The following is a 17,155-nucleotide window of genomic DNA, read 5'->3' on the forward strand; positions in this document are numbered from 1 at the left end:
TACAAGCGGCAAGACAGGCAGCACGCCACTTGCAGCTGTTAACTTGCAGCTTGTAGCTTATTTGGCAGACTTGATCGCAGCGCCCAGTTTCTTGGCGGTGTCGGCCGGGTCGGCTTTCGGGTCGTTGATGTAGTTGGTCACGACATCAAAGAACGCACCTTGTACCGCCAGCGTGGTGGCCATGTTGTGCGCCATGCTTGGCTGCAGGCCGCCAGTCTGGGCGTCGGCAAGGAAGTCCTTGGCCGCGGTCTGGGCGCAGGAGTCGAAGCCGAGCTTGTCCATTTCATGGAGCATGTCGTTTCGAACCGGGATCGAGCCTTTGTTGATGCTGAAGACTTTCTGGAAGTTTTCACCCAACACGACTTTGGCGATGTCCTGCTGGCCCGCCTGAGTGCCCTTGTCTTTGACCTTGAACACCGCCAGGGAGTCGATGTTGTAGGTGAAGGCTTTGTCGGTGCCCGGGAAGGCTACGCACTCGTAGTCTTTGCCGGCGACTTTCTTGGCCGCGGTCCATTCGGACTTGGCCCAGTCACCCATGATCTGCATACCGGCCTTGCCATTGATGACCTTGCCGGCTTCGAGGTTCCAGTCCTGGCCTTTGCCGTCGACGTCCATATAGGTCGCGACTTTCTTCAGCTCGGTCAGGGCCTTGACCATTTGCGGGCCGGTCAGCGCGTCATTATCCAGGTCGACCAGGGCTTTCTTGTAGCCATCGGCACCCATCACCGACAGAACGATGGCTTCAAATACGGTGCTGTCCTGCCAAGGCTGGCCACCGTGGGCAAGCGGAATAAAGCCCGCGGCCTTGAGCTTGTCGCCCGCTGCGTAGAATTCTTCGAGGGTGGTCGGGTTCTTGGTGATACCGGCTTTCTTGAAGACTTCCGGGTTGATCCACAGCCAGTTCACGCGGTGGATGTTGACCGGTACGGCAACGTAGTTACCTTCGTACTTCACGGTATCGGAGACTTTCTTGTCGAGCAGGGAGTCCCACTTTTCTTCTTTGGCGACGTCTTTGAGCACGTCGGTGTCGAGCAAGCCGGTGGACGCCCATTCCTGGATGTCCGGGCCTTTGATCTGGGCAACGCCTGGCGGGTTGCCGGCCACTGCGCGGCTTTTCAGCACAGTCATGGCAGTGGCGCCACCGCCACCTGCGACGGCACCGTCTTTCCAGGTGAAGCCGTCTTTCTCAACTTGGGCCTTCAGGACATCTACTGCCGCTTTCTCACCGCCAGAGGTCCACCAATGCACAACTTCAACCGTCCCTTTCGAGTCGGCGGCAAATGCACTGAGGGGAAACAACGAGGCAATGGAAATAGCAACGGCGAGGCGATTAATCGCGTTCATCTGAGTACCTTTTCTTGTTGTTATGCATGCAAGTCTAGAGCTTGCGCTGCACGGAGTTTAAACTTGGATTTTTAAGGCGCAGGTAACAAAGGGACGCACAAATGTCACCAACTGGTGACATTCATGCCCGCTCCAATTGCACTGGCCATGCTTGGCGCCAAGGGTAGCGCAGGCAGCAATACCGCTTGCCAGGCATGGTACAGGTCCGGTTTGCCACCCCAGATCTTGCTGCTGGGCTGGTTGTGCGGGCTGAGTTCGTGGTGCCAACTGCCGTGTATTCGGTCGATAAAGTGAGTTTCGCAAAACTCCCAAAAACACCGATACCAGGTCTCGTAATGCCGTTCGCCCGTGCGTTTGAGCAACGCCTGGGCAGCGGCGCTGGCTTCGGCGTGAGTCCAGTGCAGGCGCTCGCGCACCACCGGGCGCTGGCTCCAATCGAGGGTGTAGACGATGCCGGGAGCGCCATCCACCGCCCAGGCGTATTCACAGGCGCTGGCGAACAAGCCCCTGGCGTCGTTCAACAACCACTCTGGCGTTGCCAGGCCGGCCTGCTGGCGCGCCGCTTCCAGATGCAGCACCAACCGCGCCCACTCAAAGCCGTGGCCCGGGGTGATGCCGTAGGGACGAAAGCCGTCGGCGGGGTTGTCCTCGTTGTAACCGAGCAAGGGTTTCCACTGCGCGTCAAAATGCTCGATCACCATGAACCGGTTGCCGGCGGCGTGCGTGTGGATGACGCGCTCGACGATGCGCAACGCGCGGTCCAGCCAGCGCGTGTCGCAGGTCACATCAGCCAGGGCCAGGAAAGCTTCGGTGGCGTGCATGTTGCTGTTGGCGCCGCGATAAGCCTCGACCGCGCTCCAGTCCTGGGCAAAGGACTCGAGCATCACGCCCTCCTCCTCGCTCCAGAAAAACTGGTCGATGATGTGCACGGCGTCATTCAACAGGCTCTGTGCACCGGGAGCACCGGCCACCACCGCAGAACTCGCGGCCAGGGCCACGAAAGCGTGCAGGTATGCGGCCTTGCCACGGTTGCCATCGACGGCGTTGGGGGTCGCGAACCAACCGCCGTGCGCGCTATCGCACAACGGGCCACTGAGGGCCGCAACGCCGTGCGCGACCAGCTCGGCGTAACCGGGCAAGCCCATGGCGTGGGCCATGGCGAAGCTGTGGGTCATGCGGGCGGTGTTCATGGTTTCGGCGTGGGAATCGGCCGGTAATTGGCCTTTGTCGTCCAGGTTGCCGAAGCCGTCCGGCAGGCGGGAGGCTTTGGCGAATGACAGCAGGCGCTGGCCTTCATTGGCGAGCCAAGCGTGATGGGCAGGTGCGTTCAGCCAACTGCTGGCAGGCAGTGGTTGCGTAGTCATGGGTAGCCCTTTTTATTTTTTGTGGGATGACCGGAGTCTAAACAAGGGCGAGGTAGGGGCAAGTAACGAAGGGGATGGGAAATGTCACCACCCGGTGACATTTCCCGCGCAGCGCTTACTGACCGAGCGGCGTAATGGCTGCCGGTGCATTCAGGCGCTGATTCAGGTTCTGCACCTGGCTCTGCAACGTGGTGATGTTGCGCGTGGTCTGGATACGGAACACGTCGAACTCTTTATTGGTCGGCGCATCACTATTGGCAGACGGGTTGTCCTGCGCGCTCTTGAGGACTACAAGGTCCTGCTCCAGGCGCGCGATGGCTGCGCTCGGATTGCCCTGTTTCTTCAGCGCAGCCACGTCGGCGGACAACTCCTTGACGTCGCCTTGTGCCGCCTTGAGGCCAGCCACGGCGTCCGTCAGGGCCTGCACCTGGCCCTGTAGCTTGGCGTTCGCACTCGACAGTTCGGCGGTGCTGGCGCTCATTTGCGCCAGGCGCTGATCCAGTGCGGTCGCCTGGCCGGCGACGCCGACTTGTTGCTTGCCTTGCTCCAGCAACTGGGTCTCCAACTGCTTGATCTGCAGCTTGAGCGCTTCGCTGCCGTTGTTCACGTTGGCTTCGCTGGCCACGACCTTGCCGGAAATGTCCTGCAGGCGCCCTGCCGCTTCTTCGCTGATACGCGCAAAGCTTTCCTGGGTGGCAACCAACTGCTGCCCCATCAGGGAAATTTGCTGGAAGCTCCACCAGGCAAGGCCCGCGAAGGCGATCAGCAGTGCGCCGACCAATGCCCACAGCGGGCCGGTGCTGGCGCTCTTGACCTTGACCACTGGCGTATTGCGCGAGCGCACGGACGTGGCGGGAGACGGCTCGAAATCATCGTCGTCCCCAAGATCGGCCCGCAGGCTGGGAACATTGTCGAAATCGTCTTTAGCATCGTTACGCATGAATCAACCCTGAATCGGTGAGATGGCGACCTGAAAAGCCGAGCGACGTGAGTATAAACCGCGTTCGCGCCGCACTGATCGACCCGGAACCGCGAATTCGGTTCCCGATGTGTTGCCGGTTGTGAGCTTACTTAAGCCCGGGATCCTGCGCTTTCCACCAACTGCAAAACTCGTCGAGGGCAGCCCACAGGCTGACCTTGGGCTCATAGTCGAGATAATGCCTCGCGCGGCTGATGTCGAGGGTGAAATCTTTGTTCATCACTTGCATGCCCAGGCGCGACAAGGCCGGCTCCGGACGCCCCGGCCACATCGCACAGAATGCCTCGTTCAACGCGGCCACGCTGTAGGACAGGCCGTAGGACCGATAACGGGTAACCTGGGGCATGTCCATTTGGCGCATCACGTAGTTCACCACATCCCACACTGGCACCGGCGTGCCATTGCTGATGTTGTAGGCCTTGCCCAGCGCCGAGCCGGTCGCCAGCAAACTGCTGAGTAACGCTTCATTGAGGTTATGCACGCTGGTGAAGTCGACCTTGTTCAGGCCGTCGCCGACGATGGCCAGGCGGTTCTTGCGCTGCATTTTCAGCAACCGCGGGAAGATGCTCATGTCTCCGGCCCCGGTAACAAAACGCGGGCGCAGGGCCAGCACTTCAAGGCCGAATTCCTGGGCACCGAACACCTTCTGTTCCGCCAGGTATTTGGTGGCGGCGTAAGGATGTTTGAAGCGCTTGGGCACCTGTTCTTCGGTCAGCCCCAGGTGGTCGCGCCCGTCAAAGTAGATCGACGGCGAGGACAGGTGCACCAGGCGCCCGACGCGCTGCTTGAGGCAGGCCTCGACGACGTTTTCGGTGACCAGCACGTTGCCCTGATGGAAGTCCTGATACTTGCCCCACAACCCGACGGCACCGGCGCAATGCACCACGGCTTCGACATCACGGCACAGTTCGCGCACCAGGTCGGCATCACTCAAATCACCCTGGATAAACTCGGCGCCGCGCCGTACCAGGTGCTCTACACCTTCGGCGCGTCGCCCGTTGACCCGCACGTCCAGGCCCTGCTCCAGGGCGAAACGCGCGAAGCGTCCGCCGATGAAGCCGCTTGCGCCGGTGACCAGAATCTTCATGTAGCCTCCTACGGATGCAGCTGCCAGCGTCAAGCTTCAAGCCACAAGTTAAAAACGATCCGCAAGCTTTTCTCTTGCAGCTTGCAGCTTGACGCTTGTTACTGCTGATAGGGCACCAACCACTGGCCACACGCCTGGGCCAGATGGTCGGTCAACAGGCCCAACAATTGCCCGCCACTGCGCCAATGATGCCAGTACAGCGGCACATCGATGGGCTTATCTGGCAATAACTCCACCAATACGCCGGTTTGCAGTTGGTCGCGCACCTGTAATTCGGGCACGAGGCCCCAGCCCAGGCCGGCTTCGGTCAAACGAATAAAGCCTTCCGACGATGGGCATAAATGGTGCTCGAAACCGCCATCCACACCCAAAGAAGCCAGGTAACGGTGCTGCAGGAAATCATCCGGGCCGAACACCAACGCCGGCGTTCGGGCCAATTGATCGGCACGCACACCCTGCGGAAAATGCCGGGCAATAAAGGCCGGGCTGGCCAGCGCCCGATAACGCATGGCCCCGAGCAGCAGGCTACGCGCGCCGGCCACCGGGCGCTCGCTGGCGCAGATACAGGCGGCCACTTCCCCGGCGCGCATGCGTTTGAGGCCGACGGTCTGGTCTTCCACCACCAGGTCGAGCAACAAATGCTGCTCGGCGCAAAAGCCGCTGACGGCCTCGGCCCACCAGGTGGCGAGGCTGTCGGCATTCAAGGCGATGCGCAGGCGCTCGGGCATGCCCTCCTCGTCCAGCGCCGGCACCTGGCTTTGCAGGTCGCGTTCGAGCAAGCGTACTTGTTGCACATGGTTGAGCAGGCGCCGACCAATATCGGTGGGTGTCGGCGGAGTGGCCCGCACCAGCACCGGTTGGCCAATGCGCGCCTCGAGCAACTTGATGCGCTGGGAAATCGCCGACTGCGACAGGCCCAGCACCTGGGCACCTCGTTCGAAGCCGGCTTGTTCCACCACTGCGGCCAGGGCAGAAAGCAATTTATAGTCGAACATCAGTTTCTCTAATGGGCGATCAGCAATATTTGTTTTTCTTATACAGCGTAGCCCGAGAGAATGACCAGCATGGCTTCTCTCTTTATTAAGGATCTTTCACATGGCTGGCGAAACCGCCCTGGCAACCTTGCTGCGCAGCATGAGCCCGCAGCTCAATGACGGCGACTATGTGTTCTGCACCCTGCCCGACCACCGTATTCCGGAAGGTTGCGAGGTGATTGGCAGCTTTCGCGAGCAGGAAGGCCTGACGCTGATTCTGGAGCGTCAGCAGGCGGAGCAGGCCGGTCTGGCGTTCGAGTACGTTGCCGCATGGATCACTTTGAATGTGCATTCCGCCCTTGAAGCCGTAGGCCTGACGGCGGCGTTCGCCAGTGCACTGGGCAACGCCGGTATCAGTTGCAACGTGATTGCCGGCTATTACCACGACCATCTGTTTGTCGGCCGCGCCGATGCCGAGCGGGCCATGGACGTCTTGCGCCAACTGGCAGCGGACGCGGAGTAAATCCTATGTGGCAAAGCTATGTGAACGGACTGCTGGTGGCTTTGGGCCTGATCATGGCGATCGGCACCCAGAACGCCTTCGTACTGGCGCAAAGTCTGCGCCGTGAACATCACCTGCCGGTCGCGGCATTGTGCATCGTGTGCGATGCGATTCTGGTGGCTGCCGGGGTATTTGGCCTGGCGACGGTACTGGCGCAAAACCCTCTGTTGCTGGCGATTGCCCGCTGGGGCGGTGCGGCGTTCCTGTTGTGGTACGGCACCTTGGCGCTGCGTCGGGCGTTTTCCAGGCAAAGCCTGGGACAAGGGCAACACCTCAAGGTGCGCTCATTGCGTGCCGTGCTGCTCAGCGCCTTGGCGGTGACACTGCTCAACCCCCATGTCTATCTGGACACCGTGTTGTTAATCGGCTCGCTGGGCGCTCAACAAACCGAACCCGGCGCTTACGTGGCAGGCGCCGCCAGCGCTTCGTTCCTGTGGTTTGCCACGCTGGCACTCGGCGCGGCGTGGTTGGCGCCCTGGCTGGCACGCCCCGCGACATGGCGCCTGCTGGACCTTTTAGTGGCGGTGATGATGTTCAGCGTGGCCTATCAACTGATCAGTGCTTGATGAATATTCCAAAACGCTCTGGAACCTCTATCCCACACAGTTGTTGCGTGGTTTTGCCGCACCCCCGGTGCTATGATCCGGACCCTGCGCCGCAAAGAGTACAAACTCCCCGGCGCTTGTTTGGCCGCCCGTGATCGGCCTTGCGCTCACCGCAACTGACCTGATTAGGAGAATCATCATGGCTTTCGAATTGCCGCCGCTGCCCTACGCACACGATGCCCTGCAGCCGCACATCTCCAAGGAAACCCTGGAGTATCACCACGACAAGCACCACAACACCTATGTCGTGAACCTGAACAACCTGGTGCCAGGCACCGAGTTCGAAGGCAAGACCCTGGAAGAGATCGTCAAGTCTTCTTCGGGCGGCATCTTCAACAACGCCGCTCAGGTCTGGAACCACACTTTCTACTGGAACTGCCTGGCGCCAAACGCCGGCGGTCAACCTACCGGCGCACTGGCTGAGGCGATCAACGCTGCATTCGGTTCGTTCGACAAGTTCAAAGAAGAATTCACCAAGACTTCCGTCGGCACCTTCGGTTCCGGTTGGGGCTGGCTGGTGAAAAAAGCTGACGGTTCCCTGGCCCTGGCCAGCACCATCGGCGCCGGCAACCCGCTGACCAGCGGCGATACCCCGCTGCTGACCTGCGACGTCTGGGAACACGCTTACTACATCGACTACCGCAACGTGCGTCCAAAGTATGTGGAAGCGTTCTGGAACCTGGTCAACTGGAAGTTCGTGGCTGAGCAGTTCGAAGGCAAGACCTTCACTGCCTAAGTAGCACTTGCAGTAGAAAGAGCCCGGCGATTGCCGGGCTTTTTTTATGGGAAATTTCCGGTAACCGCTGAGGACACATGGAACTGCCCAGCAGGCTTCGCCACTCAGGTGTCGAGAGGCTTGTCGCCTCTTTTCCATCCACCTCGGAGATTTCAGCATGATCGAATTAGCAGCATTGGGTGCCATGGCCCCCGTCGCCGCAGTAGCCCTGCCACTGGCCGCAAAAGCCGCAGAGGCCGGTATCAAGGCCGCAAGCGACGTAGCGAGTAAAACAGTGGAATTTGCCAAGGAAGCACTAAATCACGGCTCGCAGATAACGTTTTAAGCAGTAAGCCCCCATCGGTCCCAGAGCGGCGGACACCGATCCGTCGCCCTTCCAACAACGCCCGCCAACGCCCTCGCCCCCTTCGCCATCAATGTCCCTTTGACTGCCATCACGAGATTGCCAATACTCATGGCATATTGAGGCCACCCGCATGGAACAAGGAATGACCCTTTGAAGCTGGAACTCAAAAACAGCTTGTCGGTGAAGTTGCTACGGGTTGTGCTGCTGTCGGCATTGATCGTGGGCGTTGCGCTGAGCGTGGCGCAGATCGTGTTTGATGCTTACAAGACGCGCCAGGCCGTGGCCGGTGATGCCCAGCGCATCCTCGACATGTTTCGCGACCCGTCTACCCAGGCCGTCTATAGCCTGGATCGCGAAATGGGCATGCAGGTAATCGAAGGCCTGTTTCAGGACGACGCCGTGCGCCTGGCCTCCATCGGCCATCCCAACGAAACCATGCTCGCAGAAAAAAGCCGCGCGTTGCAGCAATCGCCCACCCGCTGGTTGACCGACCTGATTCTTGGCCAGGAACGTACATTTACCACGGCGCTGGTCGGCAAGGGCCCCTACAGCGAATATTACGGCGACCTGAGCATTACCCTGGACACCGCCACCTACGGCAAAAGCTTTATTGTCAGCTCGGTGATCATTTTTATTTCCGGCGTGCTGCGCGCCCTGGCCATGGGCCTGGTGCTGTACCTGGTCTACCACTGGCTGCTGACCAAACCGTTGTCGCGGATTATCGAGCACTTGACCTCGATCAACCCGGACCGGCCCAGCGAACACAAGATCCCCCAGATCAAAGGTCACGAACGCAACGAACTGGGGCTGTGGATCAACACGGCCAACCAGTTGCTCGAATCCATCGAACGCAATACCCACCTGCGCCATGAGGCGGAATCCAGCCTGCTGCGCATGGCCCAGTACGACTTTCTCACCGGCCTGCCCAATCGTCAGAAGTTGCAGGAGCAATTGGACAAGATCCTGATCGACGCCGGTCGCCGGCAACGTCGTGTGGCAGTGCTATGCGTAGGGTTGGACGACTTCAAAAGCGTCAATGAACAGTTCACTTACCAGGCCGGCGACAAGTTATTGCTGGCCTTGGCCGACCGTCTGCGCGCTCACAGCGGTCGTCTCGGCGCCCTCGCCCGCCTCGGCGGCGACCAGTTCGCCCTGGTGCAGGCCGATATCGACCAGCCCTACGAAGCGGCCGAACTGGCGCAAAGCATCCTGGACGACCTGGAAGCGGAATTCGCCCTCGATCAGGATCACATTCGCCTGCGCGCCACCATTGGCATCACCTTGTTCCCGGAAGACGGCGACAGCACCGAAAAGCTGCTGCAAAAAGCCGAACAAACCATGACCCTGGCCAAGAGCCGCTCCCGCAACCGCTATCAGTTCTACATCGCCAGCGTCGACAGTGAAATGCGCCGACGCCGCGAATTGGAAAAAGACCTGCGCGATGCCCTTAGCCGTGACCAGTTCCACCTGGTGTATCAGCCGCAAATCAGCTACCGCGACCACCGCGTGGTCGGTGTGGAAGCGCTGATTCGCTGGCAGCACCCGGAACATGGCCTGGTGCCGCCGGACTTGTTTATCCCGCTGGCGGAACAGAACGGCACCATTATCCCTATTGGCGAATGGGTGCTGGACCAGGCCTGCCGACAGTTGCGCGAATGGCATGACCTGGGCTTTACCGGGTTGCGCATGGCGGTCAACCTGTCCACCGTGCAGTTGCACCACACCGAGTTGCCGCGGGTGGTCAACAACCTGATGCAGATCTACCGCTTGCCACCCCGCAGCCTGGAGCTGGAAGTGACCGAGACCGGCCTGATGGAAGACATCAGCACCGCCGCCCAGCACTTGCTGAGCCTGCGTCGTTCCGGGGCGCTGATCGCCATTGATGACTTCGGTACCGGCTACTCATCCCTGAGCTACCTGAAAAGCCTGCCTCTGGACAAGATCAAGATCGACAAGAGCTTCGTTCAGGACCTGCTGGATGATGACGACGACGCAACCATCGTGCGCGCCATCATCCAACTGGGCAAAAGCCTGGGCATGCAAGTGATTGCCGAAGGCGTGGAAACTGCCGAGCAGGAGGCTTACATCATTTCCGAGGGCTGCCATGAGGGCCAGGGTTACCACTACAGCAAACCGCTGCAGGCCCGCGAGTTAGCGGCTTATTTGAAACAGTCCGAACGCGACAACGCGGCGATTCTCTGACCTGACAAAACGATACTAAATATTTCCCTCGTATAAACCTTTACACAAAATGCAAATCTTTCGCATTATGTCGCAGTTTTTGCGCTCCCCCGCGCGCCCTATCAACAACCGAAGCAGGATGTTCGCCATGATTCGTATGCCCCTGGCCACCGCCAGTCTGCTGGCCATTGCCATTTCTCTCGCTGGTTGCGGCGAAGGTAAAGACAAGGCCGCCGCGCCGACCCCGGCTGCCAGCACCACCGCTCCAGCGGCTGCCACGCCTGCAGGCCAGGTCGACGAAGCTGCCGCCAAGGCCGTGGTCGCGCATTACGCTGACATGGTGTTCGCGGTGTACAGCGACGCGGAATCCACCGCGAAAACCCTGCAAACCGCAATCGACACCTTCCTCGCCAACCCGAACGACCAAACCCTGAAAGCGGCCCGTACCGCCTGGATCGCCGCTCGCGTGCCGTACCTGCAGAGCGAAGTGTTCCGTTTCGGTAACACCATCATCGACGACTGGGAAGGCCAGGTGAACGCCTGGCCCCTGGACGAAGGCCTGATCGACTACGTCGACAAATCCTACGAGCACGCGCTGGGCAACCCCGGTGCCAACGCCAACATCATCGCCAACAACGAGATCCAGGTCGGCGAAGACAAGGTCGACGTCAAGGAAATCACCCCGGAAAAACTCGCCAGCCTCAATGAACTGGGCGGTTCCGAAGCCAACGTCGCCACCGGCTACCACGCCATTGAATTCCTGCTCTGGGGCCAGGACCTCAACGGCACCGGCCCTGGCGCGGGCAACCGCCCGGCGTCGGACTACATGACCGGCGACGGCGCAACCGGCGGTCACAACGAGCGCCGTCGCACCTACCTGCGTGCCGTGACTCAGTTGCTGGTCAGCGACCTGGAAGAAATGGTCGGCAACTGGAAGCCCAACGTCGAAGACAACTACCGCGCCACCCTGGAGGCAGAACCTGCCACCGACGGCCTGCGCAAAATGTTGTTCGGCATGGGCAGCTTGTCCCTGGGCGAGCTGGCCGGTGAGCGCATGAAGGTGTCCCTGGAAGCCAACTCGCCGGAAGACGAGCAGGATTGCTTCAGCGATAACACCCACAACTCGCACTTCTACGACGCCAAGGGCATTCGCAACGTCTACCTGGGCGAGTACACCCGCACCGACGGCACCAAGATGACCGGCGCCAGCCTGTCGTCCCTGGTGGCCAAGGCTGACCCTGCGGCCGACGCGGCGCTGAAGGCTGACCTTGCGGCCACTGAAGCGAAGATTCAGGTCATGGTGGACCACGCCAACAACGGCGAGCATTACGACCAGCTGATTGCTGCGGGTAACGATGCAGGCAACCAGATCGTGCGTGACGCGATTGCGGCCTTGGTCAAGCAGACCGGGGCGATTGAAACAGCTGCGGGCAAGCTGGGCATCAGCGACTTGAACCCGGATAACGCTGATCACGAGTTCTGATCAGTGCTGGATTAAATGAGGCGGCCTTCGGGTCGCCTTTTTTGTGCCTGCCTTCCAGGCCTCGTCAAACGCCACAGAGCTTGTGTGGGAGCTGGCTCGCTCGCGAATACGGCGTGTCAGCCAATTGATTTCTCACTGAACCACCGCCTTCGCGAGCAAGCCCGCTCCCACATTTTACCGCGTCGCCTTTGAGCCCTCGGTTTACGCAGGTAGAATGGCGCCTTTAATCGTCACTCCGAGCAAATTTCATGGCGTTGCCGACCCTACGTATCATCGGTTTCATCCTCGGCATCTTCCTGATCACACTCGCGATCGCCATGGTCGTCCCGATGGCCACCCTGGTGATATTCGAACGCACCAGCGACCTGCCCTCATTCCTCTGGGCCAGCCTGATTACCTTCCTCGCCGGCCTGGCCCTGGTCCTCCCCGGCCGCCCCGAGCACATACACCTGCGCCCCCGCGACATGTACCTGCTGACCGTCAGCAGTTGGCTGGTGGTATGCATCTTCGCCGCGCTGCCGTTTTTGCTGACCCAGCACATCAGCTACACCGACTCGTTCTTTGAAAGCATGTCGGGCATCACCGCCACCGGCTCCACCGTGTTGAGCGGGCTGGACAGCATGTCTCCCGGCATTCTGATATGGCGCTCGCTGCTGCACTGGCTTGGCGGCATTGGCTTTATCGGCATGGCGGTGGCGATCCTGCCGCTGCTGCGCATTGGTGGCATGCGCCTGTTCCAGACCGAATCCTCGGACCGCTCGGAAAAGGTCATGCCACGCTCGCACATGGTGGCGCGGCTGATCGTGGCGGCGTATGTGGGCATCACCATCCTCGGCAGCCTCGCATTCTGGTGGGCCGGGATGGGCTTGTTCGATGCGATCAACCACGCGATGTCAGCAATTTCCACTGGTGGTTTTTCCACCTCCGATGAATCCCTGGCCCACTGGAAACAACCGGCGGTGCACTGGGTAGCGGTGGTTGTGATGATCCTCGGCAGCTTACCGTTCACCTTGTACGTCGCGACATTGCGCGGCAATCGCCGGGCGCTGATCAAGGATCAGCAGGTGCAAGGCTTGCTCGGGCTGTTGGTCGTGACCTGGCTGGTACTCGGCACCTGGTACTGGTGGACTACCGATTTGCATTGGCTCGACGCGCTGCGCCATGTAGCGGTTAACGTTACCTCAGTGGTCACCACCACCGGCTTCGCGCTGGGGGACTACAGCATCTGGGGCAACTTCTCACTGATGTTGTTCTTCTACTTGGGCTTTGTCGGCGGCTGCTCGGGCTCTACGGCGGGCGGTATCAAGATCTTCCGGTTCCAGGTCGCGTATATCCTGCTCAAGGCCAACTTGAACCAGTTGATTCATCCGCGTGCCGTGATCAAGCAGAAGTACAACGGCCACCGTCTCGACGAAGAGATCGTGCGGTCGATTCTGACTTTCTCGTTTTTCTTCGCCATCACCATTTGTGCAATCGCACTGGCCCTTTCGCTGCTGGGGCTGGACTGGATGACCGCGTTGACGGGCGCCGCCAGTACCGTATCGGGTGTAGGCCCGGGCCTGGGCGAAACCATCGGCCCTGCGGGTAACTTCGCCAGCCTGCCGGATGCGGCCAAGTGGATCTTGTCGCTCGGCATGCTGCTGGGGCGACTGGAGATTATTACAGTCTTTGTTCTGTGCATTCCGGCGTTTTGGCGCCACTGACCGTCGGCGCTCGCAGCAGCCGCGTCCGGTATTCGCCGGGCGTGGCGTCGAACCAGCGGCGAAAGGCGCGGAAGAAATTGCTCGGGTCGGCAAAGCCCAACAGGTAGGCAATTTCCAGCAAGGTCATACTCGGCTGCGCGAGGTATTGCTCGGCGAGTTCGCGGCGCGTGTCGTCGAGCAACGTCTGGAAACTGGTGCCCTCTTCCTGCAAACGCCGCTGCAAGGTGCGCTGGGACAGGTGCAAGGTCTGGGCGACCACTTCGCGCTTGGGTTCGCCCTGGGGTAGCAGGCGGCACAACACCTGGCGCGCCTTGTGGGTCACGCGGCTCTCGGAAAACCGTGCCAGGTATTCACCGGCAAACCGATCGTGCAACAGCGCCATGGCCTCGTTGGCCGTGGGCAGCGGTTCATCCATGTCAGCCTGCTCGAAAATCAGCGCGTCATAGGGCGCATTGAACTCAAGGGGGGCGTGGAAGGCTTGCTTGTAGGGCGCGAGGTCTGCCGGTTGCTCACCTTGTAACATCACCTTGCGTGGTTGCAGGGTGCGGCCGGTCAACCAGCCGCAGAGCGCCAGTGCACTGGCCAGCGAGGCTTCGGCACTTTGTCGGGTGGGCGGGAGGTGATCGCCGTGCACCGTCAGAATCAGCGCATAGCCTTCAGGTAACAGTCGGAAACTCAGGTCGGCGCTTTCGGCAATGATCCGCTGATAGCGCACCAGGCGCATAAAGCCTTCGGCCAGGGTGTTGCTGGACATCAAGGCATAACCGGCCACATGAAACGACGCCGGGCGCACCACCTTGCCCATGTTCAGGCCAATCGCCGGGTTGCCCGACAACTCCACCGCGCGTTGCCAGAGGCGAGTCATGGAGTCCTGGGGGAAACGTGCATCGGGGTCACTGAGGGCGGCGTAGTCCAGGCCGAGTTGCTTGAACAAGACGCGGCAATCCAGCCCGTCCATTTCCAACGCCTTGACTATCCCCAGCGCCCAGCTTGCAGAAGTTGTTCGTTCGCTCATGGCGTCTTCTTAAAAAAGCAGGCTTAAACGGCAGCCAGGAAGCCAAGGATACTAAAGTGGCATCTATTGTCACTGGCTGTTACCAGTGCTCACTCTAGACTCAAATAAGCTCCCCGCCGAACATCTGTTGGGCGGCACAACCACCCAAGGGCCGGCCACCGTGGAAAACCTCAAACAATTCAATAGCTTCGCCGAGTTCTACCCTTATTACCTGAGCGAACATGGCAACAGCACCTGCCGGCGCCTGCATTTTATCGGCACCACCCTGGTGATCGGCATTCTGGCGTATGCCATCGGCCGCGGCTCATTGGGCCTGCTGCTGGCGTTGCCAATCGCGGGTTACAGCTTTGCCTGGGTCGGCCACTTCTTCTTTGAAAAGAACCGCCCGGCCACGTTTCAACACCCGTTCTACAGCTTGCTGGGCGATTTTGTGATGTACCGCGACATGATTGTGGGCAAGGTGCCTTTCTAACCGCTAAAGGTGCCTTTCTTGAGGAAGGTGCCGTTTCAGGGTGTGACCTCTTGTCACTTGTGTAAAAGCATGAAAATTCGTACATAAGCTGACATAAAATTCTTTTTGTCATTTTCAGTGCTGTATCCTGCCAAGGCTTTTTGAGAGCGCGGAATCACCTGCGATTGAAAAAACAGATCTTGCGAGGAGCGACGACGATGCACGAGATACCTAATCTCCCCTTCCCAAGCCTGCACCCAACTGAGCAGCCAACACCGCAGCAGGCCAGCAACAAACAGCCTGAGGCCAAAGAAGCAAAACCAGTCGACAGCAAAAGCCAGGACTGACGCCGTACCAGACCGTGTGGAAAGCGCCCCTTCAAGCGCTTTCCACACTGCCTGAATGATGAGATACCCGCCATGACCGATGACTCCCCCAACACCCCTTCCGATACCCCGGATGCTGCTGTTCTCGACGCTGCCTTGCAGATGATCGAAGTCTGGAACCGCCTCAGCGCCGACAAACAAGCCCTGCTGCTCAAGCGCTTCGGCACCCAGGAAAATGCCTTGGCCGCCCTGGTGACCACGCAAATGCTGGCGCCCGCCAAATCCTGATGGTTGTGATCTGAAGTTTTTGACGTTTTGCCGCCCGGCCCGGCCCCAGCGCCGGTATCATTAGCAGCCTATCTTTTACCTGCTGCGACAGTGGACCTCTCCCATGCCAGATACCCAGCGCCCCATGGCGGTCACGCTGCAAGTCGTTTCCATCGTGCTGTTCACCTTTATTGGCTACCTGAACATCGGCATTCCCCTGGCCGTTTTGCCGGGCTATGTCCATAGCCAACTGGGCTATGGCGCAGTGATTGCCGGGCTGGTGATCAGCGTGCAATACCTGGCCACGCTGCTGAGCCGTCCGTACGCCGGCAAAATCATCGACAACCTGGGCAGCAAGCGCGCAGTGCTGATCGGCTTGGTCGGTTGCGGCCTGAGTGGCGTGTTCATGTTGCTGGCGGCGTGGTTTTCCAGCTTGCCGGCCTTCAGCCTGATCAGCCTGCTGATCGGGCGACTGGTACTCGGCAGCGCGGAAAGCCTGGTGGGCTCGGGCGCCATCGGCTGGGGGATCGGCCGCGTCGGCGCCGCCAATACGGCCAAGGTTATCTCGTGGAACGGCATCGCCAGTTATGGCGCGCTGGCCGTCGGCGCACCGCTGGGGGTGCTGCTGGTCAGTCACTTCGGGCTGTGGAGCATGGGCGTCAGCATCATCCTGCTGGCGGTCGTCGGCGTGCTGCTGGCCTGGAACAAGGAAGCGGCGCCCATCGTGGCCGGCGTACGCCTGCCGTTCATGAACGTGCTGGGCCGGGTGCTGCCCCACGGCTGCGCGTTGGCGCTGGGCTCGATCGGCTTTGGCACCATCGCCACGTTTATCACCCTGTATTACACCACCCAACATTGGGACAACGCGGTGTGGGCACTGAGCCTGTTCGGCGCCAGTTTTATCGGTGCACGCCTGCTGTTCGGCAATTTGATCAACCGTATCGGCGGCTTTCGCGTGGCGATTGCCTGCCTGTCGGTGGAAATCTTCGGCCTACTGCTGCTGTGGCTCGCGCCGGACGCCCACCTGGCCTTGGCCGGTGCGGCGTTGAGCGGCTTTGGTTTTTCCCTGGTATTTCCGGCGCTGGGGGTGGAGGCCGTCAACCTGGTGCCAGCCTCCAGCCGCGGTGCGGCGGTAGGGGCTTATTCACTGTTTATCGACTTGTCGCTGGGTATCACCGGCCCGCTGGCGGGAGCGGTGGCGGCAGGCTTTGGTTTTGCGTCGATCTTCCTGTTCGCCGCCCTCGCCGCCTTGGGCGGTTTGCTGCTGAGTGTGTATTTGTACCGGCAAGCGCCCAAGGCCCGCGAAGCACGCGACGCTTAGAAATCCACCTTGCCGCGCCCGGCCTTGATGCTGCCGCGCTTGGTCTTGGATTCCAGGCGACGCTTTTTCGAGCCCAGGGTGGGCTTGGTCGGGCGGCGCTTCTTCTCGACCTTGGTGGCGCTGAGGATCAATTCCACCAGGCGCTCCAGCGCATCCGCGCGATTCTGTTCCTGAGTCCGGTATTGCTGGGCCTTGAGCACCAGCACGCCGTCACTGGTGATACGGCTGTCACGCAGCGCCAGCAGCCGCTCCTTGTAGAACTCCGGTAACGATGACGCCGGAATATCAAACCGCAGGTGCACCGCGCTCGACACCTTGTTGACGTTTTGCCCACCGGCGCCCTGGGCGCGAATGGCGGTCAGCTCGATCTCGGCATCGGGCAGGTGCACGTTGTTGGAAATTACCAGCATC

The 17,155-nt window shown here is 60.4% G+C and carries 17 protein-coding genes; 10 read left to right on the forward strand and 7 right to left on the reverse strand.

Going from position 1 to position 17,155, the window contains the following annotated elements:
* Positions 1-57: 57 nt before the first annotated feature.
* From A7J50_RS23035 to A7J50_RS23055, 5 genes are all read right to left on the reverse strand, one after another.
* A complete protein-coding gene (locus A7J50_RS23035; protein ID WP_064453874.1) occupies positions 58-1,344 on the reverse strand; it encodes an ABC transporter substrate-binding protein in 1,287 nt (428 codons plus the stop codon).
* Between the two features lie 104 nt (positions 1,345-1,448).
* A complete protein-coding gene (locus A7J50_RS23040) occupies positions 1,449-2,708 on the reverse strand; it encodes an AGE family epimerase/isomerase (protein ID WP_064453875.1) in 1,260 nt (419 codons plus the stop codon).
* A gap of 115 nt (positions 2,709-2,823) precedes the next feature.
* Positions 2,824-3,648 (reverse strand): hypothetical protein, encoded by an 825-nt coding sequence (locus tag A7J50_RS23045; protein WP_064453876.1) that lies wholly within the window; start codon positions 3,646-3,648, stop codon positions 2,824-2,826.
* A gap of 127 nt (positions 3,649-3,775) precedes the next feature.
* The gene (locus A7J50_RS23050) at positions 3,776-4,774 is read right to left on the reverse strand and encodes an NAD-dependent epimerase/dehydratase family protein (RefSeq protein ID WP_064453877.1); all 999 of its coding nucleotides are present in this window, start codon (positions 4,772-4,774) and stop codon (positions 3,776-3,778) included.
* Between the two features lie 98 nt (positions 4,775-4,872).
* Positions 4,873-5,769, reverse strand: a complete 897-nt coding sequence (locus A7J50_RS23055) for a LysR family transcriptional regulator ArgP (RefSeq protein WP_064453878.1) — start codon at positions 5,767-5,769, stop codon at positions 4,873-4,875.
* A 100-nt stretch (positions 5,770-5,869) separates the two neighbouring features.
* Here A7J50_RS23055 and A7J50_RS23060 point away from each other — a divergent pair, with 100 nt between their 5' ends.
* From A7J50_RS23060 to A7J50_RS23085, 7 genes are all read left to right on the forward strand, one after another.
* The gene (locus tag A7J50_RS23060) at positions 5,870-6,271 is read left to right on the forward strand and encodes an ACT domain-containing protein (protein ID WP_064453879.1); all 402 of its coding nucleotides are present in this window, start codon (positions 5,870-5,872) and stop codon (positions 6,269-6,271) included.
* 5 nt (positions 6,272-6,276) lie between these two features.
* Positions 6,277-6,876 (forward strand): LysE/ArgO family amino acid transporter, encoded by a 600-nt coding sequence (locus A7J50_RS23065; RefSeq protein WP_064453880.1) that lies wholly within the window; start codon positions 6,277-6,279, stop codon positions 6,874-6,876.
* Positions 6,877-7,054: 178 nt separating this feature from the next.
* Positions 7,055-7,651 carry a superoxide dismutase gene (locus A7J50_RS23070; protein WP_003212997.1) on the forward strand — a complete coding sequence of 199 codons (597 nt, stop codon included), beginning with the start codon at positions 7,055-7,057 and terminating at the stop codon, positions 7,649-7,651.
* Positions 7,652-7,808: 157 nt separating this feature from the next.
* Positions 7,809-7,976 carry a hypothetical protein gene (locus tag A7J50_RS31470; protein WP_156526303.1) on the forward strand — a complete coding sequence of 56 codons (168 nt, stop codon included), beginning with the start codon at positions 7,809-7,811 and terminating at the stop codon, positions 7,974-7,976.
* A gap of 171 nt (positions 7,977-8,147) precedes the next feature.
* Positions 8,148-10,199, forward strand: a complete 2,052-nt coding sequence (locus A7J50_RS23075) for a putative bifunctional diguanylate cyclase/phosphodiesterase (protein WP_064453881.1) — start codon at positions 8,148-8,150, stop codon at positions 10,197-10,199.
* A 127-nt stretch (positions 10,200-10,326) separates the two neighbouring features.
* The gene (locus A7J50_RS23080) at positions 10,327-11,661 is read left to right on the forward strand and encodes an imelysin family protein (protein WP_064453882.1); all 1,335 of its coding nucleotides are present in this window, start codon (positions 10,327-10,329) and stop codon (positions 11,659-11,661) included.
* 248 nt (positions 11,662-11,909) lie between these two features.
* Positions 11,910-13,364: a TrkH family potassium uptake protein gene (locus A7J50_RS23085; RefSeq protein WP_064453883.1), complete on the forward strand. Its 1,455-nt coding sequence runs from the start codon at positions 11,910-11,912 to the stop codon at positions 13,362-13,364.
* On the opposite strand, the gene A7J50_RS23090 is transcribed toward A7J50_RS23085, so the two are convergent.
* On the reverse strand, positions 13,321-14,379 hold the full coding sequence (locus tag A7J50_RS23090; protein ID WP_064453884.1) for an AraC family transcriptional regulator: 1,059 nt from the start codon (positions 14,377-14,379) through the stop codon (positions 13,321-13,323). The genes A7J50_RS23085 and A7J50_RS23090 overlap by 44 nt on opposite strands.
* Before the next feature lie 160 nt (positions 14,380-14,539).
* Here A7J50_RS23090 and A7J50_RS23095 point away from each other — a divergent pair, with 160 nt between their 5' ends.
* The 3 genes from A7J50_RS23095 (at position 14,540) to A7J50_RS23105 (ending at position 16,744) form a co-directional block, all read left to right on the forward strand.
* Positions 14,540-14,851: a DUF962 domain-containing protein gene (locus A7J50_RS23095; RefSeq protein WP_064455004.1), complete on the forward strand. Its 312-nt coding sequence runs from the start codon at positions 14,540-14,542 to the stop codon at positions 14,849-14,851.
* A 398-nt stretch (positions 14,852-15,249) separates the two neighbouring features.
* The gene (locus A7J50_RS23100; RefSeq protein WP_064453885.1) at positions 15,250-15,444 is read left to right on the forward strand and encodes a hypothetical protein; all 195 of its coding nucleotides are present in this window, start codon (positions 15,250-15,252) and stop codon (positions 15,442-15,444) included.
* A 103-nt stretch (positions 15,445-15,547) separates the two neighbouring features.
* On the forward strand, positions 15,548-16,744 hold the full coding sequence (locus A7J50_RS23105; protein WP_064453886.1) for an MFS transporter: 1,197 nt from the start codon (positions 15,548-15,550) through the stop codon (positions 16,742-16,744).
* On the opposite strand, the gene arfB is transcribed toward A7J50_RS23105, so the two are convergent.
* On the reverse strand, positions 16,741-17,154 hold the full coding sequence (arfB, locus tag A7J50_RS23110; protein WP_017847165.1) for an alternative ribosome rescue aminoacyl-tRNA hydrolase ArfB: 414 nt from the start codon (positions 17,152-17,154) through the stop codon (positions 16,741-16,743). The two genes, A7J50_RS23105 and arfB, sit on opposite strands and share 4 nt — an antisense overlap.
* Position 17,155 lies beyond the last annotated feature (1 nt).

This window comes from Pseudomonas antarctica, from assembly GCF_001647715.1.
GTDB lineage: Bacteria > Pseudomonadota > Gammaproteobacteria > Pseudomonadales > Pseudomonadaceae > Aquipseudomonas > Aquipseudomonas antarctica_A.